Origin of the sequence: Streptococcus porci DSM 23759, from assembly GCF_000423765.1 — a bacterium.
Classification (GTDB): Bacteria; Bacillota; Bacilli; order Lactobacillales; family Streptococcaceae; genus Streptococcus; species Streptococcus porci.
On record NZ_AUIP01000011.1, the window covers coordinates 51,085 to 76,614 of the forward strand.

Sequence of the window (25,530 nt, forward strand, 5' to 3'; positions counted from 1 at the left end):
TCTTCGATAGACTTACCCAAAGTCTTCCGATTCGTCTTCGTGACTTTCTTAGAACGTTTTCTGATACTAACCATCTTAGGCAGATCGATTGGTTTAATAGCTAGCAGCCCCTCTTTGATATAACGATAAATCGTTTTGGTAGAGGGTATGACTTCTTCAGGATGGGTTGCTTTATAAGTCTGAACAAAACTATCTACGCTATGGAGACGGACGTTAGCCTTCAAGGCATCTCCTAATTGTTCAATGAACCTAGTGGAGCAGTCATTCAACTTGAGATAAGAACACTTTTGACGATTGGTTTCATAGACACCTTGTCCACTATCAGCGAAATAGGCGCTGAAATGGAGGAGGAAGACTATAGCAGGATTTTGGAGAGTGCAAAAGCCTACAATGCCACCCATCCTATCAACTGGAATGTCACAGATAAGGATAGAGAAGAGTATAATAAAGAACTGAATTTCAATAATGATGGCACCATGGGATATATTGAAATTCCTAAAATTAATGTAAAGCTTTCTATATTTCATGGCACAGATGAGTCGGTTTTACAGACTTCGATTGGACATTTGGAGGGGACTTCACTGCCTGTAGGAGGTTTAGGGACTCACAGCGTTTTGTCTGGGCACCGAGGTCTCCCTTCCGCTCGGCTTTTTTCTGATTTAGATCAGCTAAGAGAAGGGGATATCTTTACCATTCATGTCCTCAACGAGACCTTGACCTATGAGGTAGATCAAATCCGTGTCGTCCTACCAACGGACCTTTCTACCTTGACCATAGATTCAAAACAAGATTACCTGACCTTGGTGACTTGTACTCCTTATGGAATCAATACTCATCGCCTTTTGGTCAGGGGCATCGTATTGAAAATGTTGATGGTAATGCTTCCAATATCTCTGATGCGGCACAAATCAAACCTATTTTTACCGCACCATTTATTGCTGTTCCAATCTGCATCGTTCTTATTGCTTATATCCTAGTGGTGACTAGCCCTTCTTATCAGGAAAAACATAAAAATCTGGGTCAACGTTACCTAAAGGAACGTGGTTTGCCATTTTTAAGCAAAGAGGAAAAATCATATCAGGAAATCCTGAACGCTATCAAGACAATCCTTAAGAAATAATATAAGAGTCTGGGACAACCACGATGATTGCTACGCAATCACCTGTGGGAAAATGAAAACAAAGTAAGAAGCCCTCATTAGGAGCAGCATCCTAGTGAGGGCTTTTTCCTGGGAACAATGAACGTGGCGGTAAGTCCTGTTTTTCTCTTTACGTCATCTGACAGAACTGGTCAATAAAGAGAAATTATAGTTATTTGAATTAGCTTTGATACATCGACACTTTCGGCTTGCCGTACTCTAGTATTGCCTACACTTCAGCTCCTTGTCTGAAAGTTAATTCATTCGACTATAGCTACCTTGTCTTCAGTCAAAAACTCTCAAGTTTTCTTGAGAGTTTTAATGTTTATTTATGATGTGATACTATCGATAATATCAACCAGTTTATAGAGGTTAGGTTCGTTGATTTGATAAGGGGCTTGCTGGCGGACAACTGGCTTAGCACAGAATGCTACACCAATCCCGGCCTTATGTATCATGGGGAGGTCGTTTGCGCCATCTCCCATGGCAATGGTCTGATTTAAGTTAAGCTTGTTTTCAGCCGCCCATTTTTCTAGGCAAGCGACTTTAGTTTCTTTGGTGACGATAGGACCAGCTGTTCGCCCAGTTAGTCTTCCATTGGACACTTCTAGTCGATTGGCGCATGCGTAATCTAGGTTTAATTCATCAACCAACTTATCCACAATCTCATGAAAACCACCTGAGACCACCCCAATCTTATAGCCTCGTTTATGAAGTTCGGTAACTAATTCTTTAGCGCCGTCTGTGAAATGGATGGTTTTTCTAATGTTCTCGAAGATGGTGGTTGGCAGGTCTTTGAGAAGGCTGACGCGCTGTTCCAATGCCTGGGAAAAATCGAGTTCTCCACGCATGGCACGATCGGTAATCTCTGAAATTACCTGTCCCTGCCCTGCTTTCTCCCCTAAAAGGTCAATGACTTCTTCGCGAATCAAGGTGGAGTCTACATCCATAACCAAGAGTCCTTTTACTGTCATTTTTTGCCCTCGATTAAGCGTACTCTGACGATGTTGTCGTCAGCTTCAAATAATTTGACGAGACTGTCAATCTTGCTAGGGTCGCTTTCCTCTAAGTCAAGGAGAGTATAGGCGTAGTCACCTTTGGATCTGTTGATAATGTTGGCGATGTTTATCCCTAGTTCAGACACAGCTGTGGAAATCTTAGCTACCATATTTGGCACATTTTTATTAATGAGGGTGATGCGATAAGGGGCATCAAGGGTCTGGTGGACGTTAGGGAAGTTTACGGAGTTAGTGATTTCGCCTGTCTCCATAAAACGACGGATGGTTTGCCCAGCCATAATAGCACAATTCAGCTCTGCTTCTTCAGTAGAGCCACCCACATGTGGAAAAACGGTAATGCCCTTTTTATTGAGAAGCTCCTCGGTACCAAAATCGGTAATGTAGTTCCTAATGACTCCTGTCTCGATAGCATCAAACAGGGCGGAGTTATCCACAAGCTCAGCGCGGGCAAAGTTGATGAGGGTTGTTCCTTTTTTCATTTGGGCAAAAGCTGCGCTGTCAAAGGTGTTTTTAGTCTCGGCGTTTAGCGGGACATGTACGGTGATGTAATCAGCATTGGCGAAGATTTCTTTCAAATCGTTGACACGTTTAACGTGGCTGGAAATGCTCCAGGCAGTCTCAATAGAGACGTAAGGGTCGTATCCTAGCACTTTCATACCAAGCCTACGAGCGTCGTTTGCGATACGAGCTCCAATAGCTCCAAGCCCAATGACACCTAAGGTCTTGCCAGAGATTTCTGTACCGGCAAATTGAGCTTTTCCAGCTTCGATTTGTTTAGGGACATCATCTCCTGTCAAGGTGTTTGCCCAAGCTGTTGCCGATAAATAATCGCGAGCCGATAGCAGGATTGAGGTGATGACAGCCTCTTTTACGGCGTTAGCGTTAGCTCCGGGTGTGTTGAAAACGACAATCCCGGCCGCTGTCGCCTCGGGAATGGGGATATTGTTAGTCCCCGCACCTGCCCGAGCGATAGCTTTTAGATTGCTAGGGAAGCTTTCACCGTGCAGGTTCTGACTGCGGATGATATAGGCGTCTGGATTATCAGATTTGTCACCGTCGATTTGGCATTTATTGCCTAGTTCTTTGAGTCCGATTTGGTTAATGTTGTTGTAGGTTTTGACTGAAAAAACACTCATTTGTTTTCCTCCTCAAATTTTGCCATAAAGTCAATCAAATCAAGGACGCCTTGGCGTGGGAAGGCGTTGTAAAGGCTAGCGCGCATGCCACCCACAGAGCGGTGACCTTTGATATTTTTGAAGCCGGCAGCATCAGCTTTAGAATTGAATTTTTTGTCCAGCTCCTTACTTGGTGTGACAAAGGGGATGTTTGCCACAGAGCGGTCTTTAGGATTTTTGACTGGACTGGTGTAAAAGTCTGATTTCTCAATAAAGTCGTAAAGGAGCCCTGCTTTTTCACGGTTGAGTTCCTCCATTTTTTTAACGCCGCCGAGAGATTTGACGTGTTCAAAGACCAGTTTAGCCATGTAGATACCGAAAGTCGGAGGAGTGTTGTAGAGGGAGTCGTTGTCAGCTTGAATGCGATAATCTAACATAGAAGATAGGGCGGGTTCATCGTTGAGTAAATCTTCGCGAATGATAACGATAGTCACCCCCGCTGGGCCGATATTTTTCTGAGCGCCGGCATAGATGACCCCGAAATCCGCCACATTATAGTTGACGGCAAGGATATTTGAGGACATATCCGCCACGATTGGTACGCCGTTTGTCTCAGGGAGTTCGTAAATGGCAGTCCCTTCGATGGTATTGTTAGTCGTGATGTGGACGTAAGCGGCTTCTGGATCAATAGCAGAGCTGTCAATGCTTGGGATGTGGTCGTAGACAGTATTCTCAGATGAAGCTAGCAGGATTGGCTCAAATGGCAGAGTTTTTGACAATTTGACAGCCTCGGTATAGGCTTTTTTTCCCCAAGAACCAGCGACCACGTAGTAGGCTTTTTTATTAAGTGCCAAATTCAAGGGAAGCATTGAAAATTGAGTTGAAGCTCCGCCTTGCAAAAAGAGCACCTTATAATTATCAGGAATAGCCATCAGTTCACGTAGAAGACTTTCGGCGGACTTGATAATATCATCGAATTCTTTGGAGCGGTGGGACAGCTCCATAACGCTCATGCCGGAGTTGGAATAGTCCAAAAATTCAGCTTGAGCCTTCTTCAAGACTTCCTGTGGCAAAACTGCGGGTCCCGCAGAGAAATTATAGATTGTCATCGGTTTACCTCCAAATAAAAATTAGTTCATTATATCACAATTTTCTGAATTTTGGCAATGATTTGTGTGATTAAATAGTAATTAAGAGGAAAAGTTAAGATGGAAATTAAAAATACCGAACGTTTGGGAACTCCGACTCGCTATATTGATTAAAATAAGCTACAATGGAATTAACCGTTTTCAGATACTTCTGAGATCAAAAGATATATCGTTTTAGAAAGGTTGGTTATTACTAAAGCGGGTAGGAAGTTAAGCACTAAAAATTTTAATTTTGATTTTATTGCTGTCTTCTGGATACGCTTGATGATTCATAATATGCGAAAATTTTTACAGACAAGTCTATACGAAGTTTCTTTTTATGTTGAAATTTTGATTTCTCTTATCCTGATTTTGGTGCTTTTGGCACTTACGGGACGGCTCTTTGTGGAATTAACTTCCGTTTTTACTACCAGTGCTACTATTGGAGACTACCTGCAAAACTTTCTCAATCAGGCCATGTCCATTGCCATTGGGGTTGAGTTGATTAAAATGCTCAGCAAACATACTTCTGGAACAATTATTGAGGTCCTCTTGTTTGCGGTAGCTAGGGAGTTGGTAACTTCACATGCCACCCCACTCAACACTCTTTACAGTGTTCTTGCTATTGCAGTGCTATTTGCCACTAGAAAATACCTTTTTACCAGCTTTGACGACACTAGCAGTATCATCGTTCGTGGCAGTCAGAAAGTTCGTATGGTCAATGTGCTAGCGCGGATAAACCTAAAGCCACATGAACGAGGCGAGCTATTACGTGACTTTATGGAACGTTGCTTAGAAGCAGAAGAAAAGACAGCAACCATCGGTGCGTCGGTATATTTTAAGGATGTGGCACTACGAGTTGACAGTATGAAAGCAGGGCGAATCACTCGAGTACAAATAATTAAGTCTTTAGGGTGATAGAAACTTGAAAATTCTTTCACAAAAGAGTATCATAGTAAGAGATTATCTATGATTAGAGAATTAGAGGAGACAACAATGACACATATTACTTTTGATTATTCAAAAATTCTGGGAACTTTTGCTGAACAGCATGAAATTGATTATCTGCAAGGGCAAGTCACAGTAGCAGATAGCATGCTTCGTCAAGGGACAGGTCCAGGATCAGATTTCCTAGGTTGGCTTGACCTTCCAGAAAACTATGACAAGGAAGAATTTGCACGCATTTTAGCTGCAGCAGAGAAGATTAAATCTGATTCAGAAGTGCTTGTGGTTATTGGTATTGGAGGTTCATATCTCGGTGCCAAAGCGGCAATTGACTTCTTGAACAATCACTTTGCAAATCTTCAAACAGCTGAAGAACGCAAAGCACCACAAATTCTTTATGCAGGAAACTCCATTTCATCAACTTACCTTGCAGATCTTGTTGAGTATGTTGCGGATAAAGAATTCTCAGTAAACGTGATTTCAAAATCAGGGACAACTACTGAGCCTGCTATTGCTTTCCGCGTCTTTAAAGAACTTTTGGTTAAAAAATACGGTCAAGAAGAAGCAAACAAACGTATCTATGCAACGACCGATAAAGTCAAAGGTGCTGTTAAAGTTGAAGCTGACGCTAACAACTGGGAAACGTTTGTTGTTCCAGATAACGTTGGCGGACGTTTCTCAGTTCTTACTGCTGTAGGTCTTCTTCCTATCGCTGCTTCAGGTGCCAACATCACTGAATTGATGGAAGGTGCCAATGCTGCACGTAAAGACTTGTCATCAGATAAAATCTCAGAAAACATTGCCTACCAATACGCTGTAGTTCGTAACATTCTTTACCGCAAAGGTTATGTGACTGAAATCTTGGCAAACTATGAGCCATCACTTCAATACTTCGGTGAATGGTGGAAACAATTGGCTGGTGAATCAGAAGGTAAAGACCAAAAAGGTATCTACCCAACCTCAGCCAACTTCTCTACTGACCTTCACTCACTTGGACAATTCATCCAAGAAGGTTACCGCAATATCTTTGAAACAGTTGTTCGTGTTGATAAACCACGTAAAAATGTGATTATTCCTGAACTTACTGAAGACCTTGATGGACTTGGTTACCTCCAAGGTAAAGATGTTGACTTCGTCAATAAAAAAGCAACTGACGGTGTTCTTCTAGCTCACACTGACGGTGGTGTACCAAACATGTTCCTGACACTTCCAGAGCAAGATGCTTTCACGCTTGGGTACGCTATCTACTTCTTCGAATTGGCAATCGGTCTTTCAGGATACCTTAATGCTGTCAACCCATTTGACCAACCTGGTGTTGAAGCTTATAAGAAAAACATGTTTGCTCTTCTTGGGAAACCAGGATTTGAAGAACTTAGCGCAGAGCTTAATGCACGTCTATAATAACAACCAGTCTCTCCTTATCTAAGGAGAGATTTTTTGATGCCATTTTACGAAAAAACGTTCAAAAACACTTGACAATATATATATATATATACAATGGTTTTGTAAAATTTATGTATTTAAGGAGATAGAAATGAAGAAGGTTTCTTTAATAGGTCTTGCACTCTTATCGGTAGCAACATTGGTAGCTTGTTCAGGTGGTTCTACCAGTTCAAGCCAGCCTAAAAAAGTAGAAGAAACAACAGTGGCAACAGAAACGACCAAAGCTGAGGAAAAGACCTTTGCTGTTGGCGAAAAAATTATTTTTGAAGGTGTTGCAGAAGTCACTATTACCAAAGTTGAGTGGACAGATGAACGCAATCAATTTGAATCTACTTTTGTTAAAAACACCCCTGAAAAAGTTCTGAAAGTTACTTATGATGTTAATAATTTATCAGATAAGGATTATGTACTCGGTGGTGGTATGGATCTTTATGTTGCGGGCAAGAAGATGGAGACTTATCCAAATAGCAATACAATAGATACCGTATCAGCTGGACGTTCATTCGAAGGAGCTATTGAGCATTTTGGAGTGATAGGTTCTGGAGATATGGAGTTGGAGATTGAACCATCCTTTACGTTTGGAAATACCAAACCTGCTATTGTTAAACTTGACATCAAATAATGCCTAGACCTCAAAACGAGGTCTTTTTGATTTCCAAATTTTCTGAACATTTGATATAATAGACAAACATACGAGAAATAATTTGGAAGGAAGGGTGTTTGTAGGGAGATAGAATCCGAACTCAAAATGATGACTTCATTTGTTTGATTGCGGATTGCTCATTTCCTTTTACTTTTAGAGCACTCTAGGTATGGAAAACATGACTGCACAAAAAATGTCTGCACAGGAAATTATTGCTTTTATCGGAAACGCTGTTAAAAAGACCAATGTTAAGGTGACTTTTGAGGGAGAATTGGCGGGAGCTGTCCCTGCTGAGGTGACTAAACTTGGCAATGTCCTCTTTGGTGATTGGAAAGATATCGAGCCACTTCTTGCCAACTTAACTGAAAATAAAGATTATGTTGTCGAGCAAGATGGCCGCAATTCGGCTGTGCCATTGCTTGACAAGCGTAACCTCAACGCTCGTATCGAGCCGGGTGCTATTATCCGTGATCAAGTGACCATTGGTGATAATGCTGTTATCATGATGGGAGCTGTCATCAACATCGGTGCTGAAATTGGCGAGGGAACAATGATTGACATGGGTGCCATCCTTGGTGGCCGTGCAACAGTTGGTAAAAATAGCCACATCGGAGCGGGTGCGGTTCTTGCTGGAGTGATTGAACCAGCCTCAGCTGAGCCAGTACGTGTCGGTGACAATGTCTTGGTCGGTGCCAATGCTGTTGTTATCGAAGGCGTTCAAATCGGTTCTGGTTCAGTTGTAGCAGCTGGAGCTATCGTCACTCAAGATGTACCAGAAAATGTTGTTGTTGCTGGTGTTCCGGCTCGTATTATCAAAGAAATTGACGAGCAAACACAGCAAAAAACAGCACTTGAAGATGCTCTTAGAAATTTGTAAGACGATTAAGGTTGAGGTAGCTCAGCCTTTTCATCTAAGGAGACAATATGTTAGATTTAATTCAAACGAGACGTGATTTACACCAAATTCCTGAGATTGGTTTGGAAGAATATAAGACTCAAGCCTATTTATTGGAAAAAATTGCCGAGTTGACGGCTGGGAAAGCCTTCATTGAGCAAAGAACTTGGAAAACAGGGATTTTAGTTTTCTTACATGGATCAGCTCCGACCAAAACGATTGGGTGGCGGACGGATATTGACGGACTTCCCATCACTGAGGAAACCGGGCTTGATTTTGCTAGTACCCATGAAGGACGCATGCACGCCTGTGGCCACGATTTTCATATGACCATTGCCTTGGGGCTTTTGGAAAAAATGGCGGAGCGACAGCCTAAAGAAAACCTGCTCTTTCTTTTTCAGCCTGCCGAAGAAAATTTTGGTGGAGCTAAGCTCATGTATGAGGATGATGCTTTCAAAGATTGGTTGCCAGATGAATTTTATGGCCTTCACGTTCGACCTGATTTTAAGGTGGGAGATATTGCTACAAACCGTTCGACTCTTTTTGCGGGCACTTGTGAGGCTTACATCACGTTTAAAGGAAAAGGTGGACATGCGGCTTTTCCTCACCTGTCCAATGATGCATTGGTTGCAGCTGCTTATTTTGTTACCCAAGTTCAGACAGTGGTCAGCCGAAATGTTGACCCTATTGAGGGCGGTGTCGTGACCTTTGGTGCACTTCATGCAGGTGTAACGAGTAATATCATTTCTGAAACAGCCAGTCTTCGAGGCACCATCCGTGCCCTGACTCAGGACACGAGCTTGCTCATGCAGGATCGCGTCAAGACTATCGCTCAAGGTGTTGGGGCTAGTTTCAATATGGAAGTCGAGATGGAGTTCCGTCAGGGGGCTTGGCTACCGGTGGAAAATCAACCTGATTTGGCAGATGAGTTAATGGTTTTCTTTGGCAATAGCAAAGCTGTTAATCTAATTGATTGCCCGCCAGCTATGACGGGAGAAGATTTTGGTTATCTGCTCCAAAAAGTTCCTGGCGTTATGTTCTGGCTGGGAATTGATACCCCATATCCTTTGCATCATGCCAAAATGAGTCCAGATGAAAATGCTCTGCCTTTTGCTGTGGAAGAAATTTCAGCCTTTCTAGCATATAAGGTTCGGTAAAATAATTGACGACAAACAAATAACCTCCCGGCTCACACAGGTCAGGAGGTTTTAGATTTAAAAGACCCCATAGAAGGAACTAGGCTTGTTCATTGTGGCGTAATTTTTTAGTCAGAATGAGTGCGCTTGGAACGAGAATGATAACACTGCCTAACCAAGCGGCAGGACTTGCACTAGCGACTCCATAAAATCCAAAATAAATCATACCGATAATGGCAACCCCACCTCGCATAATCAATTCCATAATCCCAGCTAAGGTAGGAATAAAGCCTTTTCCAAGTCCTTGAACAAAGCTGCGGAGGATGAAAAGTACAGCTAAAATCCAATAGCAGGCACCATTGATAGTGTAATAAATGAGTGCTAATTCAAAGACATCTTTACTTCCATTAGACAGAAATAGTCCTGAGAAAAAGTCACTAAAGGTCACTAAGATAATCGCAAATACAATAGACCAGATGATGTTGATGATGAGTGATTGTTTTAAACCTTCCAAGATTCGGCGATACTGCCTAGCACCGTAATTTTGAGCGGTAAAGGTTGAAACAGCAAGCCCTAAATTCATCATTGGTAACATGGCAAGCTGATCGGTTTTTCCAGCTATAGCTTGAGCAGCGATAGCATTGGTTCCAAGTTTATTGAGAACGACTTGAAGGGTGATAGCTCCTAGAGCGATGATACTTGCTTGAAAGGCCATTGGAAAACCTAAGCGTGCATGTACTTTTAAATTGTTCTTATCCAGGTGCCAATCAGTTTTCTTAATATGAAGCTGGGGCACCGCTTTTTTAATATGAAGCAAGAGAAAGAGAACAGAGAAGGCTTGTGCAATAATGGTCGCAAGCCCTGCTCCAAAAACTCCCATGTGGAAGTTCAAAATAAAGGAGAAATCGAGGATGATGTTGATAATACAGGCAATAATCAAGGCGTATAGGGGTGTTTTTGAATCTCCTAAACTGCGTAAAATGCTTGATAGAAAGTTGAATAGGATCGTAAAAATCATGCCACCAAAGATGGCTGTCAGAAAGCTTTGAGAATGCTGTATCAGATTTTCAGGTGTTTGCATGAGGACAAGGAGTTGGCGCAAACCCAGTAAGGATAGAGTGCTGAGTATCAAACCAGTCAAGAGTGAGTAAAAAAGACCGTGAACAAAGCTCTGACGAATCCCAACTTCATCTTTAGCTCCAAACTTTTGAGCCGTTACAATGGCTAGACCGCTAGTTAGACCTTGAGCAAACCCCAAAATCAAAAAGGTGAGACTTCCTGTAGCCCCAACACTGGCAAAGGCATCTTTTCCAAGAGTATGTCCAACAATCATGCTATCGGCAAAATTATAGGCTAGCTGAAAAAAACTCCCAATTAGTAGTGGAATGGTAAATAATAAAATAACCTTAATAGGCTTTCCTTTAGTTAAATCTTGCATATCAGAGAGACATTTGTATCTTACGCTTAAACCGTTATCGTAAGCCTTTCTATAAAAAAATCGCTTCGGTCAGTATTCTACGTTTTTATGATAAGAATTGCAAGGGATAAGGAGCTCAAAAATATTTTATACAGGTCATTCAATTTTAAAGGCTAACAAGCTCTTGCAGTGTTTATTAGTTACCCGATAAAAGACTTTTTAAAAATGGTATTAAATATAAAAAGAAAACATGGGATTGAGACAAAAATTAGAAGACGGCTACTCCTTTTTATCGTATCTATTACCCAACTATTATTAGTTGAACTTGTATAAATGATTTTGTGGATAATATCAGTAAATATACCTATTTACAAAAAAGAGCAACTGTCTGAACTGTTCTACTAATGAAAGCTTTTTTGAACCTTCATTTTGATTTAGAAAAATAAAGCCAAGGTGCAATAATAGCAATGATTTCTATTGTCGTAATCTCCTTCATAAGTAGCAGGTGCTGTTGATTAATATATTTAATTTCTATGTTGTTATTATAAACTAAAAAACTGATAAATAAAGTATTTTGGATTGTAGAGGATGGTATTGGCAATGACTTTTCCATGAAAAAATCTGTAAATCATGGTATCATGTGAACATGGAAAAAAATCAACTTCGCAAAGAAATCTTAGACATTTTGAAATCTCAGGATAGGAAGATGAAGTCTGTTTATGATAAGGTGCTGAGTGAGCGCTTGGTCAGCTTGTCTATGTATCAAGAGGCAAAGACCATCGCCCTTTATCTAGCCTTTGATTTTGAATTTGATACCTCCTTGATTATCGAGCAGGCCTTGACCTATGGTAAAAGGATTGTTGTTCCTAAAACCTATCCGCAAGGTCGTATGATCTTTGTGGACTATGAACCAAATGGGCTAGAAAAAACGTTTTTTGGCCTTTTGGAGCCTCAGTCGGATGTGGAAGTTCCCAAGTCAGAGATTGATTTGATTGTAGTGCCTGGCGTGGTTTTTGACGAGTCGGGCTATCGCATAGGCTACGGGGGAGGCTACTACGATCGTTATTTGGCTGATTATCAAGGTCAAACAATCAGTCTAATTTATCCTAGCCAGCTCCGCCATTTTCAGCCAAGTGCTTATGATATTCCCGTGAAAGGATTACTTTATGAAAAAGATACGAGAGATTTTTAAGCAAAGTCCTGTGACCGCCACGCTTTTGACGGTGACCATAGTTTATTTTTTGGTGATTCAGCTGCTCTTTTGGGGGCGTTCGACGACTGCTTTGGCTATTTTTGAGGCTGGTGGTGTCAATGGTCATTATTTACGCTTTTATCCAGCAGAGCTATGGCGTGTAATCTCCCCTATCTTCATCCATATCGGCTGGGAGCACTTGATTATGAATGCTGTATCCCTTTATTTTGTGGGAGCAATGGCAGAGCAGTGGTGGGGCTCTTGGCGCTTTTTAATCCTTTACCTGTTTTCGGGTGTGATGGGAAATGTTTTTGTTGTCTTCTTTACGCCAGATGTGGTCTCAGCAGGGGCTTCGACCTCTATCTTTGGACTTTTTACTGCTATCTCAGTTATCGGCTACTTTGGTAGCAATCCCTACTTAAAACAAGTGGGACAAAGCTATCAGCTTTTACTGGTCATGAATCTGATATTTAACTTTTTTATGCCAAGTATCAGCCTTTCCGGTCATCTTGGTGGAGCAATAGGAGGAGGACTTCTTGCGGTTGTATTACTCACCCGTTTTGATAAATCCATTTTCAGTAAATCGCAGAGATTTTTAGCTCTCTTAGTTTATCTAGCTCTTTTGATTGCTCTGCTCGGCATTTCCTTCGTTAGACCAATATAAAAATGACCTTCACTCGGTAGTGGAGGCCATTTTCTTTTTAGAATGTTAAGACAGAGTACTTTTTCTTACCGCGGCGGATAACAGTAAGTTCGTCGTCTATTTTGTCTGAATCTGATAGTGTATAGTCTAGGTCTTGAATGCGGTCTCCATTGATGTAAATGGCACCGTTAGTCACATCCTCACGCGCCTGACGTTTTGAGGATACGACCCCTGCGGTCACTAGGAGTTCAACAAGCTTGAGGTCGTCATCAGCTTGTACAGCATAGTTTGGGACATTGCTGAGACCTTGTTTAAGATCTTTTGCTGAGAGAGCCTTGATGTTTCCAGCAAAGAGTTGTTCAGTAATGTTGAGAGCTTGCTGGTATGCCTCCTCACCATGAACTAGGGATACGACTTCACGCGCCAAAATCTTTTGTGCTAAACGCTCATGGCGGGCGTTGTCAAATCTTTTCTCAATGTCAGCAATCTCATCCAGCGATAAGAATGTGAAGATTTTGAGGAAACGCACAGCATCCTCATCCATGACGTTGAGCCAGAATTGGTACATTTCGTAGGGAGAAGTTTTGTCAGCATCAAGCCAAACAGCATTGCCTTCAGACTTACCAAATTTTTTACCGGTTGAGTCAGTAATGAGTGGAACAGTGATGACATGTCCGGTTTTATCAGCCTTGCGACGAAGGAGTTCTGTACCTGCGGTCATATTACCCCACTGGTCGGAACCTCCGATTTGTAGAGTTACACCGTATTGGCGATTGAGTTCGTAGAAATCAAATCCTTGCATGATTTGGTAGGCAAATTCGGTGTATGAGATACCAGTTTCGATACGTTTTTTCACGGACTCTTTGCTCATCATGTAGTTGACAGTGAAGTATTTACCCACGTCGCGCAAGAAGTCGATGAAGCTGATGGAACCAAACCAGTCATAGTTGTTGGTCATAACGGCCTTATTGTCACCATTTTCAAAGTCAAGGAAGTTTGATAGCTGTCCTTGGATTTTTGTCACCCAGCCATCAACCGTGTCTTTGGTTTGAAGGCTGCGCTCTGCATCTTTGAAAGATGGATCACCAATCAGACCGGTTGCCCCACCCACAAGAGGATAAGGTTTGTGCCCTGCTTTTTGCAAATGCCGGCATACCAAAATCGGTACCAAGTGTCCCAAGTGAAGACTGTCAGCCGTTGGGTCGTAACCAGAATAATAGGATACTTGCCCTTCTGTTAATGCTTTTACTAGGGCTTCTTCGTCGGTCGTTTGAAAGACCAGGCCACGTGCTTTGAGTTCTTCAAAAATATTCATGAGCTTTCTCCTTTTTTATGATACAAAGACTTTAAGGGTGTAATCTAGAGCCTCTGCTCGTTTTTAGTGACACAGTATCACTGATAAATGTCAGACTATTATACCAAAAAACAAAGAAAATAGGCAAGTTTTATAGAATTTTGCTATAATAGACAATGAGGTATTTTATGAACGATTGGAAAAAGAAGTTTGCCAATATCTGGCAAAGTTTACAAGATAAAAAATGGTTTAAAAAATCTTCAAAGTCAGCGAAACGTTCTAATAACTATAGTCTGAAAGACTATGGGCTTGTTTTTTTGAGAACGCTCAAATTTTTGGTTGATTTTGCCTATTTGATTTTTGCTCTATTAGCTTTGCTGGGTGCTGGGATTGGTCTGGGTTATTTGGCTAGTCAGATCGATGCTGTTGAAGTTCCAACTGCTGAGACCTTGACGGCTCAGGTCAGCAATTTGACGAAAATCTCTCAGTTGACTTATGCAGATGGACAGTTGATTTCAAAGATTGATACAGATTTGTTGAGAACGCCGGTAGAGAGCTCTGCGATTTCCGAAAATGTTAAAAACGCTATTGTGGCGACAGAGGATGAGAATTTTAAGTCCCATAAAGGGGTTGTGCCTAAGGCGATTTTTCGTGCGACTTTAGGTTCAGTTCTTGGGATTGGTGAGTCAAGTGGTGGTTCTACCTTGACTCAGCAGCTTATTAAGCAGCAGATTCTAGGAGATGATCCAACTTTTAAGCGTAAGGCTACTGAAATCATTTATGCCTTGGAACTTGAGCGTAATATGGACAAGGATACTATCCTGACCAATTACCTTAATGTGTCACCTTTCGGGCGTAATCATAAGGGGCAAAACATAGCAGGGATTGAAGAAGCAGCTCAGGGAATTTTTGGGGTGTCTGCTAAGGATTTGACTATCCCGCAAGCGGCTTTTCTAGCTGGTCTGCCACAGAGTCCGATTGTATATTCACCTTATTTGCCGACGGGTGCTTTTAAAACGGATGAGGATATGGCCTGGGGATTGAATCGTCAGAAAAATGTTCTTTATAATATGTACCGCGCAGGATTTTTGACAAAGGAAGATTATGAGAATTATCGGGCCTATGATTTGAAACAAGACTTCAGACAGCCAGAGGCGAGAACTTCGGATAGCCATGACTACCTTTACTATGCTGTCCTCAAAGAAGCGAAGGAAGTGATGTACGACTATCTGGTTAAGCGCGACAAGGTATCTGAACAGGATCTCAAAAATGATGCGACGAAGGAAGCTTATCAAGAACTCGCTTACCAAGAGTTGACTCAGGGTGGATACACTGTTAAGAGCACCATCAAGCCGAATATCTACAATGCCATGCAGTCGGCAGCCGCAAATTACGGTTATTTGCTTGACGATGGCACGGGTGAGGTGCAGATGGGAAATGTCTTACTCGACAATCGTACGGGAGCCATTCTAGGTTTTGTTGGTGGTCGTAATTATGCAACAAACCAAAACAACCACGCTCTAGATTCCCTCCGTTCACCAGGGTCAAGTATCAAGCCTCTGCTTCCGTATGCCATTGCGATTGACCAAGGCTTGATGGGTAGCGCTAGCGTGCTGTCCAACTATCCGACCACCTTCTCAAGTGGTGAACAGATTACCCACGGTAATGAGTTAGGAACGACCATGATTACTTTCAAGGAAGCCTTAGATGCCTCTTGGAATATCCCTGCCTTCTGGACCTATCAGATGTTGCGCGATCACGGTGTTGATGTCGAGTCCTACATGAAGAAGATGGGTTATGATATTGCTGAGTACGGCATCGAAAGCTTACCTTTGGGTGGTGGAATTGAGACTTCTGTTCTTCAGCAGACTAATGGTTATCAAACTCTGGCAAATGGCGGAGCTTATTTGAAACATTACATTGTTGAGTCGATAACAGCCAGCGATGGGACTGTCATTTACCAGCATGAAAGCAAACCAGACCAAGTCTTTTCGCCAGCTGCAGCTAGCATAATGAATATGATGTTACGTGGGCCAATCAATTCAGGCAAAACGACTACTTTCCAGTGGCGTCTAAGTAATTTGAACGGAAGTCTTGCAAATGCAGACTGGATAGGTAAGACAGGAACAACAAATACCACAGGGGATGTCTGGCTCATGTTAGCGACACCAAGTGTGACTTTGGGCTCTTGGGCGGGTCATGATGATAATCGTTCTATGGATGGATTGACTGGATATAATAACAATGCTAATTATGTGGCTAATTTAGTCAATGCTATTCATCAGGCGGATTCATCTGTTTTTGCAGTCAATGAGCGTTTTGAATTGGATTCGAGCGTGATTGCCTCTACTGTTCTGACATCGACTGGTCTGAGACCAGGAACAGTTCTAGTGAATGGACGCAGCATCAATGTTGGTGGTGCCACAACGACCAGCTATTGGGCTAAAAATGGAGCGCCAACGATGACTTACCGCTTTGCCATTGGTGGTACAGATAGCGACTATGCTAAAGCTTGGAGTAGCTTTATGCCTAAGGAACCTAGCAAGCAAAAATCGACTACCTCAAACCGAAGTAGCAGTAATGGTAACACTAATAGCAGATCAAGCACTACCACTACTTCAGAAAACACTTCAAGAGAATAAAAAACTTGTCTTTTTCGAGAAAATATGATAAAATGATATAAATTATTTGTCGTCTGTTTTCTTGAAATCTTGTCCAAGAAGACTTACAGCAGTTAAATCCAGCTTTTATAGTCAGATTTAGCTGCTCTTTTTGTGCCTATTTTTAGGAATCTTAGCTCTTGTCATCAAGATTTAAAGGTTCTGAAAATTACAAGAAGGACAGAGATGTTGCTGGTGTAAACTAGCAAGAACTGTGGCTTTAGCCACGTGTCAGATCATAAAAAGGAGAACAATCACTTGGCAGGACATGACGTTCAGTACGGGAAACATCGCACCCGTCGTAGTTTTTCAAGAATCAAAGAAGTTCTTGATTTACCAAATTTGATTGAAATTCAAACCGACTCATTTCAAGAGTTTTTGGACAATAGCTTGCGCGAGGTTTTTGAGGACGTACTTCCAGTATCAAACTTCACAGATACGATGGAGCTTGAGTTTGTTGGCTACGAATTAAAAGAACCTAAATACACTTTGGAAGAAGCGCGTGCGCATGATGCACACTATTCGGTGCCACTTTTTGTCACTTTCCGCTTGGTTAATAAAGAGACTGGCGAAATCAAAACGCAAGAAGTCTTCTTCGGAGATCTTCCATACATGACTGAGATGGGGACCTTTATCATCAACGGTGCAGAGCGCATCATCGTATCTCAGCTTGTGCGTTCACCAGGTGTCTATTTCAACGATAAAGTTGATAAAAACGGAAAAGTTGGTTACGGTTCAACGGTTATTCCTAATCGTGGAGCTTGGCTTGAACTTGAAACAGATTCAAAAGACCTTGCTTACACTCGCATTGACCGCACACGTAAGATTCCATTTACAACCCTTGTACGCGCTCTTGGTTTCTCTGGTGATGATGAAATCATTGACATCTTTGGTGATGGGGACTTGGTTCGTAATACCATTGAAAAGGACATTCACAAAAATCCAGCAGACTCACGTACTGATGAAGCTCTCAAAGAAATTTACGAGCGTCTTCGTCCAGGTGAACCAAAAACTGCCGATAGCTCACGTAGCCTTTTAGCGGCTCGTTTCTTTGATCCAAAACGTTACGATTTGGCTGCTGTCGGACGCTACAAAATTAATAAAAAGCTTAATGTTAAGACACGTCTTCTTAACCAAACTATTGCTGAAAACTTGGTAGACCCTGAAACAGGGGAAATCTTGGTTGAGGCTGGTACCGTTATGACGCGAGATGTCATTGATTCCATCGCTGAATATCTTGACGGTGATCTTAACAAGTTTGTTTATACCCCAAATGATTATGCTGTTGTGACAGAGCCAGTTGTCCTTCAAAAATTCAAAATCGTGGCACCGACTGATCCAGATCGCGTGGTTACTATCGTTGGTAATGCTAATCCTGGTGATAAGGTTCGTGCTCTGACAACAGCAGATATCTTGGCTGAAATGAGCTATTTCCTCAACCTTGCAGAAGGTCTTGGAAAAGTGGATGACATTGACCACCTCGGAAACCGCCGTATCCGTGCTGTTGGCGAATTGCTAGCCAACCAATTCCGTATCGGTCTTGCTCGTATGGAACGTAACGTTCGTGAGCGTATGTCTGTACAAGACAATGAAGTCTTGACACCGCAACAAATCATCAACATCCGCCCTGTCACAGCTGCGATTAAAGAATTCTTTGGTTCATCTCAGTTGTCACAGTTCATGGACCAACACAACCCACTGTCTGAGTTATCTCACAAACGCCGTCTATCTGCCCTTGGCCCTGGTGGTTTGACTCGTGACCGTGCTGGATATGAAGTGCGTGACGTTCACTACACTCACTATGGTCGTATGTGTCCGATTGAAACGCCTGAGGGACCAAACATCGGGTTGATTAACAACTTGTCATCTTATGGTCACCTTAATAAATATGGTTTCATTCAAACGCCATACCGCAAGGTTGACCGTGCGACAGGTGTTGTTACAAACGAAATTGTTTGGTTGACTGCTGATGAAGAGGATGAGTACACAGTTGCTCAGGCTAACTCACCATTGACCGAAGATGGTAAATTTGCCAATGAAATCGTTATGGGTCGTCATCAAGGGGTCAACCAAGAATATCCTGCCCACCTTGCAGATTTCATGGATGTTTCTCCGAAACAGGTAGTTGCCGTTGCGACAGCATGTATTCCTTTCTTGGAAAACGATGACTCCAACCGTGCTCTTATGGGTGCCAACATGCAACGTCAGGCTGTTCCATTGATTGACCCGAAAGCTCCTTATGTTGGTACTGGTATGGAGTACCAGGCTGCCCACGACTCAGGTGCTGCGGTTATCGCCCAGCACGATGGTAAAGTTATCTACTCTGACGCTGACAAGGTTGAAGTACGTCGTGAAGATGGTTCACTTGACGTCTATCATATTCAAAAATTCCGTCGTTCAAACTCAGGTACTGCTTATAACCAACGTACCCTTGTTAAAGTTGGCGATATTGTTGAAAAAGGTGACTTTATTGCAGATGGTCCTTCTATGGAAAGTGGGGAAATGGCGCTTGGGCAAAACCCAATCGTTGCCTACATGACATGGGAAGGTTACAACTTCGAGGATGCGGTTATCATGTCTGAGCGTCTAGTGAAAGAAGATGTCTACACCTCTGTTCACCTTGAAGAATACGAATCAGAAACCCGCGACACTAAGTTAGGCCCTGAAGAAATTACTCGCGAAATTCCAAACGTTGGTGAAGAAGCCCTCAAAGACCTTGACGAGATGGGGATTATCCGTATCGGTGCTGAGGTTAAAGAAGGTGACATCCTTGTTGGTAAAGTAACGCCTAAGGGTGAAAAAGATCTTTCTGCTGAAGAGCGTCTCTTGCATGCCATCTTTGGTGATAAGTCGCGTGAAGTACGTGATACATCGCTTCGTGTCCCACACGGTGGAGATGGTATCGTTCGTGACGTAAAAATCTTTACCCGAGCTAACGGCGATGAATTGCAATCAGGTGTCAACATGCTGGTTCGTGTTTACATCGCCCAAAAACGTAAGATCAAGGTCGGAGATAAGATGGCCGGTCGTCACGGTAACAAGGGTGTCGTGTCACGCATTGTACCAGTTGAGGATATGCCATATCTTCCAGACGGAACACCAGTTGACATCATGCTTAACCCACTTGGGGTGCCATCACGTATGAACATCGGTCAGGTTATGGAACTTCACTTGGGTATGGCAGCTCGTAACTTGGGTATCCATATTGCGACACCAGTTTTCGATGGTGCAAGTTCAGAAGACCTCTGGTCAACCGTTAAAGAAGCAGGTATGGATTCAGATGCCAAAACCATTCTTTACGATGGACGTACAGGTGAGCCATTTGACAACCGTGTATCTGTCGGTGTCATGTACATGATCAAGCTTCACCACATGGTTGATGATAAACTTCACGCCCGCTCAGTCGGACCATACTCACTCGTTACCCAACAGCCGCTCGGAGGTAAGGCTCAGTTTGGTGGTCAGCGTTTCGGTGAGATGGAGGTTTGGGCCCTTGAAGCCTACGGTGCTTCAAACGTCCTTCAAGAAATCTTGACTTACAAGTCCGATGATGTAAACGGACGTCTTAAGGCGTACGAAGCTATTACTAAAGGCAAACCAATTCCAAAACCAGGTGTCCCAGAATCCTTCCGCGTTCTCGTTAAAGAATTGCAGTCACTTGGTCTTGACATGCGTGTCTTGGATGATGAAAACAATGAAGTTGAACTTCGTGATCTTGATGAAGGTGAAGATGATGACGTGATGCATGTCGATGATCTTGAAAAACTTCGTCAAAAACAAGCTGAAGAAGAAGCGCGTTTGGCGGCAGAAGTTGCTGCAGAAAACGGTGAAAAATCAGCTAACGAAGATGCCGAATAGGGCATAATCACATTTTTAAAGAGAGGAAGAGCTTGTGAATAGAAATCTATTCGCAGCTCCTACGACCTCTACTTCTGTCTAATTGAACTTAGCTCTGCTTTGTTCAAGATAAAAAAGAAAGGTAATACTAGTGGTTGACGTAAATCGTTTTAAATCTATGCAAATCACATTAGCTTCACCAAGTAAGGTCCGTTCGTGGTCTTATGGTGAAGTTAAAAAACCTGAAACAATCAACTACCGTACGCTGAAACCAGAACGCGAAGGACTTTTTGATGAAGTCATCTTTGGTCCTACAAAAGACTGGGAATGTGCCTGCGGAAAATACAAACGTATCCGTTATAAAGGGATTGTCTGCGACCGTTGCGGTGTCGAGGTAACACGTGCTAAGGTGCGTCGTGAACGTATGGGTCACATCGAACTTAAAGCTCCAATCTCCCACATTTGGTACTTTAAAGGCATCCCATCACGTATGGGGCTAACTTTGGATATGAGTCCACGTGCTCTTGAGGAAGTCATCTATTTCGCAGCTTATGTGGTTATTGATCCTATGGACACACCACTTGAGCCCAAATCACTTTTGACTGAGCGCGAATACCGTGAAAAACTTCAAGAGTATGGCTACGGTTCTTTCGTTGCCAAAATGGGTGCAGAAGCGATTCAAGATCTTCTCAAACGCGTTGATTTGCCAAAAGAAATCGCAGAGCTGAAAGAAGAATTGAAGTCTGCAACTGGACAAAAACGTGTCAAGGCAGTTCGTCGTTTGGATGTTCTTGACGCCTTCTATAAATCTGGCAACAAGCCAGAATGGATGATTCTTAACATCCTTCCAGTTATTCCGCCAGATCTTCGTCCTATGGTTCAGTTGGATGGTGGCCGTTTTGCAGCTTCTGACCTTAATGACCTTTACCGTCGTGTTATCAACCGTAACAACCGTTTGGCTCGCCTTTTAGAGCTAAACGCTCCAGGAATTATCGTTCAAAACGAGAAACGGATGCTTCAAGAAGCGGTGGATGCCCTTATTGATAATGGTCGCCGTGGTCGTCCGATTACTGGACCAGGTAGCCGCCCGCTTAAATCTCTCAGTCACATGCTGAAAGGTAAGCAAGGACGTTTCCGTCAAAACCTGCTCGGTAAACGTGTAGACTTCTCCGGACGTTCCGTTATCGCCGTTGGTCCAACATTGAAAATGTACCAATGTGGTGTCCCACGGGAAATGGCTATTGAGCTCTTCAAGCCATTCGTTATGCGTGAAATCGTTGCTCGCGAGATGGCAGGTAACGTCAAAGCGGCTAAGCGCATGGTTGAGCGTGGAGACGAGCGTATTTGGGACCTTCTTGAAGAAGTCATCAAAGAACACCCAGTTCTCCTTAACCGCGCACCGACTCTTCACCGCTTGGGTATTCAAGCCTTTGAACCAGTTCTTATCGATGGTAAAGCTCTTCGTCTTCACCCACTTGTCTGTGAGGCCTACAATGCAGACTTTGACGGGGACCAAATGGCTATCCACGTCCCACTTTCTGAAGAAGCACAGGCTGAAGCTCGTCTTCTCATGCTTGCGGCTGAACACATCCTTAACCCTAAAGACGGTAAACCAGTCGTAACGCCTTCTCAGGACATGGTTCTTGGTAACTACTACTTGACCATGGAAGATGCTGGTCGTGAAGGTGAAGGTATGGTCTTCAAAGACCGTGATGAAGCTGTGATGGCTTACCGAAATGGTTACGTTCACTTGCACTCACGCGTTGGTATCGCTGTTGATAGCATGCCGAACAAACCTTGGAAGCCAAACCAACTTCACAAAATCATGGTGACAACTGTTGGTAAAATCCTCTTTAACGATGTGATTCCAGCAGAAATTCCTTACCTTCAAGAGCCTAACAATGCCAACTTGACAGAAGGGACACCTGACAAATACTTCCTTGAGCCAGGGCAAAATATCCAAGAAGTCATTAATTCATTGGAAATCAATGTTCCATTCAAGAAGAAAAATCTCGGAAACATTATCGCTGAAACCTTCAAACGTCTTCGTACAACCGAAACCTCAGCCTTCCTTGACCGTCTCAAAGACCTGGGTTACTACCATTCAACCCTTGCTGGCTTGACTGTGGGTATTGCCGATATCCCTGTTATTGATAACAAGGCTGAAATTATTGAAGCGGCCCATGAAAAAGTTGAACAAATTAACAAGGCTTTCCGTCGAGGTCTCATGACTGATGATGACCGCTATGTTGCTGTTACAACAACATGGCGTGAAGCTAAAGAAGCCCTTGAAAAACGCTTGATTGAAACACAAGATCCTAAGAACCCAATCGTTATGATGATGGACTCAGGAGCTCGTGGTAACATCTCTAACTTCTCACAACTTGCCGGTATGCGTGGTTTGATGGCAGCTCCTAATGGACGCATCATGGAACTTCCTATCCTATCTAATTTCCGTGAAGGTTTGAGCGTTTTGGAAATGTTCTTCTCAACCCACGGTGCGCGTAAAGGGATGACCGATACAGCCCTTAAGACAGCCGATTCAGGTTACCTTACCCGTCGTTTGGTTGATGTTGCCCAGGACGTTATCATCCGCGAAGATGATTGTGGAACTGACCGTGGGCTTCTTATCCGTGCCATTACTGATGGTAAAGAAGTGACTGAAACGCTTGAAGAACGTCTGATTGGTCGCTACACGAAGAAATCTGTTAAAGACCCAGAAACTGGAAAAGTGATTGTTGGTCCAGATACTTTGATTACAGAAGATATGGCAGCAACTATTGTCAAAGCTGGTGTTGAAGAAGTGACTATCCGTTCAGTCTTCACATGTAACACTCGTCATGGTGTCTGCCGTCACTGTTATGGTATCAACTTAGCAACAGGTGATGCGGTTGAGGTTGGTGAAGCAGTCGGAACCATCGCTGCTCAATCTATCGGTGAGCCTGGTACACAGCTTACCATGCGTACCTTCCACACGGGTGGTGTAGCCTCAAATACCGACATTACACAAGGTCTTCCACGTATCCAAGAAATCTTTGAAGCACGTAACCCTAAAGGGGAAGCTGTGATCACTGAAGTTAAGGGAACTGTCATCGAAATCGAAGAGGATGCTTCAACCCGTACCAAAAAAGTTTACGTTCAAGGAGAGACTGGTATGGGTGAATACGTGGTACCATTCACATCTCGCATGAAGGTTGAAGTTGGTGACGAAATCGCACGTGGTGCTGCTCTGACAGAAGGGTCAATTCAACCCAAACGCCTGCTTGAAGTACGTGACACCTTGTCAGTTGAGACCTACCTACTTGCTGAGGTACAAAAAGTTTACCGTAGCCAAGGGGTAGAAATCGGAGACAAACACGTTGAAGTAATGGTTCGCCAAATGCTTCGCAAAGTACGTGTTATGGATCCAGGAGACACAGACCTGCTCCCAGGTACTCTCATGGACATCGCTGACTTTACAGATGCCAACAAAGATATCGTTATCGCTGGTGGCATTCCTGCAACATCACGCCCAGTTCTTATGGGGATTACAAAAGCTTCGCTTGAAACCAACTCATTCTTGTCAGCAGCATCCTTCCAGGAAACAACTCGTGTCCTGACAGATGCCGCTATCCGTGGTAAGAAAGATCACCTTCTTGGTCTTAAAGAAAATGTTATCATTGGTAAGATCATTCCAGCTGGTACTGGTATGGCTCGTTACCGAAACATCGAACCACAAGCCATCAATGAAGTTGAAATCATTGAAGAACCTCAAACAGTTGAAGATCTCGTCACAACTGAAGAAGACTAAAACACGAAACAGTTCCGCAAGGAACTGTTTTTGTAAACCGAACGAAGAAATCCCTTTTGAGCATATTCTTTCACATTAGAGATAAAATGGTTTATAATAAGCGAGCGATTAGAGAAAAGGTGGAAAGGAAAGAGAGTATGCATTCTGTTCAGATTAGTTAGTCGTTGAAACTGAACTACAAGTATCAGAAAAGAGATTCGCTTTCTTAACGCTCTCGGTATCTTAATTATGTATCAGGTTATAAACATGTTTGGGGATTTTGAACCTTGGTGGTTTTTGGAAGATTGGAAGAATGACATCACGGAAACACGGGAGTTCAAAACTTTTGAAGAAGCTAAAGAGGATTATCTAGCCAAATGGCAGAGCATGAAAACGCAATTTTCTCATTTTGAAAGCCGTTCGGCCTATTTGGCGGCCTTCTGGGATGAAAAAGAATTGCGCTGGTGCGAAGAATGCGTAGAAGACCTGCAACAATACCATTCAATTTTATTACTCAGAGATTATGAACTCATCTCTGAAGATTATCATAATCCTGAGTTGCATTTGTCCAATGCGGTTCTTCGCCAGCCCTCAAGTTGTCGCTTGTCCATCTAAAAACACAGCCCACTCTGATGAGATGGGCTGTTTGTCTTAAAATAGGAAATGGGATATGAAGTTATTAAAGATTTGGAAATCGAGCAAATACTACAAAAATATCTCCTTTTCTGTTATAATAAGGTCAGTATTAGTCAAAAAATATAACGTTACAAAGTGACTAGAGACTAAGGAGAGGAGGAGCTATGGCATTAAAAAACACATCTGATTATATAGAAGAGCACATCAAGCAATTACTTGCTCAGACTGGCGTGGCTGAGATTCAACGTTCACAATTAGCTGAGGTGTTTCAAGTAGTTCCTAGTCAGATTAACTATGTGATTAAGACCCGATTTACAGAGAGTCGTGGCTATGTAGTAGAAAGCAAACGTGGTGGCGGAGGTTACATTCGCATCGTTAAGATTGCTTTCTCCGATCAGCACCATTTTTTAGGTGACTTACTCAGTAAACATTGCCAGAATCCTAGTGAGCAGGTATTTGCTGACTTGATGCAGCTCCTATATGATCAAGGGGTCATTACAGAACGAGAAGGTAACATGTTGCTGGTTGTGTCCAGCGATGAAATTTTAGGGGCGGATGCTAATCAAATTCGAGCAAGGCAACTCCGCAAAATTCTTCAAAGATTAGATAGAAAAGGTTAAG

Annotated in this window: 17 protein-coding genes and 2 pseudogenes; 13 read left to right on the plus strand and 6 right to left on the minus strand. The window is 42.8% G+C overall.

The window, feature by feature from the left end; translation table 11 throughout:
• A pseudogene (locus G576_RS14130) lies at positions 1 to 347 on the minus strand (transposase family protein); the annotation flags it as partial.
• Between G576_RS14130 and G576_RS12325 the strand changes: the two are divergent.
• A pseudogene (locus tag G576_RS12325) lies at positions 336 to 1,120 on the plus strand (class C sortase); the annotation flags it as partial. The pseudogenes G576_RS14130 and G576_RS12325 overlap by 12 nt on opposite strands.
• A gap of 347 nt (positions 1,121 to 1,467) precedes the next feature.
• Here the strand turns inward: G576_RS12325 and serB are convergent.
• Genes serB through serC form a run of 3 tightly spaced genes read right to left on the minus strand, consistent with a single transcriptional unit; the run spans position 1,468 to position 4,381 of the window.
• Entirely contained in the window at positions 1,468 to 2,112 is a 645-nt protein-coding gene (gene serB, locus G576_RS0105050; RefSeq protein ID WP_027973680.1) for a phosphoserine phosphatase SerB, read from the minus strand.
• Positions 2,109 to 3,293, minus strand: a complete 1,185-nt coding sequence (locus G576_RS0105055) for a phosphoglycerate dehydrogenase (protein WP_027973681.1) — start codon at positions 3,291 to 3,293, stop codon at positions 2,109 to 2,111. Before G576_RS0105055 ends, serB begins: the two co-directional genes overlap by 4 nt.
• Positions 3,290 to 4,381 (minus strand): 3-phosphoserine/phosphohydroxythreonine transaminase, encoded by a 1,092-nt coding sequence (serC, locus tag G576_RS0105060; RefSeq protein ID WP_027973682.1) that lies wholly within the window; start codon positions 4,379 to 4,381, stop codon positions 3,290 to 3,292. Before serC ends, G576_RS0105055 begins: the two co-directional genes overlap by 4 nt.
• Positions 4,382 to 4,696: 315 nt before the next feature.
• Between serC and G576_RS0105065 the strand changes: the two genes are divergently transcribed.
• The 5 genes from G576_RS0105065 (at position 4,697) to G576_RS0105085 (ending at position 9,482) form a co-directional block, all read left to right on the plus strand.
• The gene (locus tag G576_RS0105065; protein WP_027973683.1) at positions 4,697 to 5,317 is read left to right on the plus strand and encodes a hypothetical protein; all 621 of its coding nucleotides are present in this window, start codon (positions 4,697 to 4,699) and stop codon (positions 5,315 to 5,317) included.
• 78 nt (positions 5,318 to 5,395) lie between these two features.
• Complete coding sequence (locus G576_RS0105070; RefSeq protein ID WP_027973684.1) at positions 5,396 to 6,745, plus strand: glucose-6-phosphate isomerase; 1,350 nt, start codon at positions 5,396 to 5,398, stop codon at positions 6,743 to 6,745.
• A gap of 133 nt (positions 6,746 to 6,878) precedes the next feature.
• Entirely contained in the window at positions 6,879 to 7,409 is a 531-nt protein-coding gene (locus G576_RS0105075) for a hypothetical protein (RefSeq protein ID WP_027973685.1), read from the plus strand.
• 199 nt (positions 7,410 to 7,608) lie between these two features.
• Positions 7,609 to 8,307 carry a 2,3,4,5-tetrahydropyridine-2,6-dicarboxylate N-acetyltransferase gene (dapD, locus tag G576_RS0105080; protein WP_027973686.1) on the plus strand — a complete coding sequence of 233 codons (699 nt, stop codon included), beginning with the start codon at positions 7,609 to 7,611 and terminating at the stop codon, positions 8,305 to 8,307.
• Positions 8,308 to 8,354: 47 nt separating this feature from the next.
• Positions 8,355 to 9,482, plus strand: coding sequence for an N-acetyldiaminopimelate deacetylase (locus tag G576_RS0105085; protein WP_027973687.1), 1,128 nt, complete (start codon positions 8,355 to 8,357; stop codon positions 9,480 to 9,482).
• Between the two features lie 79 nt (positions 9,483 to 9,561).
• Here the strand turns inward: G576_RS0105085 and G576_RS0105090 are convergent, their stop codons facing one another.
• Positions 9,562 to 10,899 carry an MATE family efflux transporter gene (locus G576_RS0105090; RefSeq protein ID WP_027973688.1) on the minus strand — a complete coding sequence of 446 codons (1,338 nt, stop codon included), beginning with the start codon at positions 10,897 to 10,899 and terminating at the stop codon, positions 9,562 to 9,564.
• A 625-nt stretch (positions 10,900 to 11,524) separates the two neighbouring features.
• Between G576_RS0105090 and G576_RS0105095 the strand changes: the two genes are divergently transcribed.
• Positions 11,525 to 12,070: a 5-formyltetrahydrofolate cyclo-ligase gene (locus tag G576_RS0105095; protein ID WP_027973689.1), complete on the plus strand. Its 546-nt coding sequence runs from the start codon at positions 11,525 to 11,527 to the stop codon at positions 12,068 to 12,070.
• Positions 12,045 to 12,734 carry a rhomboid family intramembrane serine protease gene (locus G576_RS0105100; RefSeq protein ID WP_037618527.1) on the plus strand — a complete coding sequence of 230 codons (690 nt, stop codon included), beginning with the start codon at positions 12,045 to 12,047 and terminating at the stop codon, positions 12,732 to 12,734. Before G576_RS0105095 ends, G576_RS0105100 begins: the two co-directional genes overlap by 26 nt.
• A 37-nt stretch (positions 12,735 to 12,771) precedes the next feature.
• On the opposite strand, the gene tyrS is transcribed toward G576_RS0105100, so the two are convergent.
• Complete coding sequence (tyrS, locus tag G576_RS0105105; protein ID WP_027973691.1) at positions 12,772 to 14,028, minus strand: tyrosine--tRNA ligase; 1,257 nt, start codon at positions 14,026 to 14,028, stop codon at positions 12,772 to 12,774.
• A 167-nt stretch (positions 14,029 to 14,195) separates the two neighbouring features.
• Here tyrS and pbp1b point away from each other — a divergent pair, with 167 nt between their 5' ends.
• The 5 genes from pbp1b (at position 14,196) to G576_RS0105130 (ending at position 25,529) form a co-directional block, all read left to right on the plus strand.
• The gene (gene pbp1b / locus G576_RS12330; RefSeq protein ID WP_051178001.1) at positions 14,196 to 16,649 is read left to right on the plus strand and encodes a penicillin-binding protein PBP1B; all 2,454 of its coding nucleotides are present in this window, start codon (positions 14,196 to 14,198) and stop codon (positions 16,647 to 16,649) included.
• Between the two features lie 276 nt (positions 16,650 to 16,925).
• Positions 16,926 to 20,525: a DNA-directed RNA polymerase subunit beta gene (gene rpoB / locus G576_RS0105115; protein ID WP_027973692.1), complete on the plus strand. Its 3,600-nt coding sequence runs from the start codon at positions 16,926 to 16,928 to the stop codon at positions 20,523 to 20,525.
• Positions 20,526 to 20,655: 130 nt separating this feature from the next.
• Positions 20,656 to 24,294 carry a DNA-directed RNA polymerase subunit beta' gene (gene rpoC / locus G576_RS0105120; RefSeq protein ID WP_027973693.1) on the plus strand — a complete coding sequence of 1,213 codons (3,639 nt, stop codon included), beginning with the start codon at positions 20,656 to 20,658 and terminating at the stop codon, positions 24,292 to 24,294.
• Positions 24,295 to 24,522: 228 nt separating this feature from the next.
• The gene (locus G576_RS0105125) at positions 24,523 to 24,888 is read left to right on the plus strand and encodes a DUF1033 family protein (protein ID WP_027973694.1); all 366 of its coding nucleotides are present in this window, start codon (positions 24,523 to 24,525) and stop codon (positions 24,886 to 24,888) included.
• A 185-nt stretch (positions 24,889 to 25,073) separates the two neighbouring features.
• Positions 25,074 to 25,529, plus strand: coding sequence for a CtsR family transcriptional regulator (locus tag G576_RS0105130; protein ID WP_027973695.1), 456 nt, complete (start codon positions 25,074 to 25,076; stop codon positions 25,527 to 25,529).
• The last annotated feature ends 1 nt before the right edge of the window (position 25,530 follow it).